This is a genomic window from Sphingobacterium sp. InxBP1 (genome assembly GCF_026191775.1).
Lineage (GTDB): Bacteria > Bacteroidota > Bacteroidia > Sphingobacteriales > Sphingobacteriaceae > Sphingobacterium > Sphingobacterium thalpophilum.
The window spans coordinates 1-764 of sequence record NZ_JAINDX010000024.1 but is presented as its reverse complement, the minus strand read 5'-3'; the positions used below and the strand labels follow the sequence as shown (position 1 = coordinate 764).

The following is a 764-nucleotide window of genomic DNA, read 5'->3' as shown; positions in this document are numbered from 1 at the left end:
GAAAATTTCACCAAGACCGACCTGGTGACTTTGGTGCGCGAAGGCGACAGCTGGAAAGTCTCCAAATCAATCCATTCGTTTAGTAACTAGGCGTTTAGTCAAAATATATATGTTGTAGAGCCACATCCGGAGATGTGGCTTCTTTGTTTGTTAGTTATTCAGCTGAAAAAAAAGAGGATAGCTATAAAAAATCGCTAAATTTATTTGGGGTAATATCCATGCAATTATGAACTAAAAAAGAATACAATGAGTTTAAAAACATTTATTACCAATGCCGTTGACTACAACGTTTGGGTTACGGAACAGCTGGTCAATTGGCTACAGAACTATCCTGAGGATCTGTTACAAAAGGAATGTCCCTCGAGTTTTAGTAGTATCGCCAAAACATTAAAACATATTAGCGACACCCAGTTGTACTGGTCATCGATGATCCGTGGTACGGAGACACCGAGTTTTGAATACATTCCTACAGCTGTACATCTTCAGCATGAAATGGAAAATCTGGTAAACGAAGCAAAACTACTGGCAGCCTATGTGAAGGAAAATACCGAATCGATGAACGAACCCTATTTGATAGAATCACAATGGTTTTCGTCGAATTTTCCGAAATACGAATACTTACAGCACTTAATCATCCATACCACCTATCATCGGGGACAGATCGTAACCATCGGGCACCATGTAGGTGTTATAAAAGCTCCAATGATGGACTATAATTTCTGGAACGTGATGCGGCAGCAAGCTAAATAGTAGTATTTTCATTT

General features: G+C 39.3%; 1 protein-coding gene. It reads left to right on the top strand.

The window, feature by feature from the left end; genetic code table 11:
• Window positions 1-246: 246 nt before the first annotated feature.
• Window positions 247-750, top strand: a complete 504-nt coding sequence (locus tag K7A41_RS00305; protein WP_265712108.1) for a DinB family protein — start codon at window positions 247-249, stop codon at window positions 748-750.
• Window positions 751-764 lie beyond the last annotated feature (14 nt).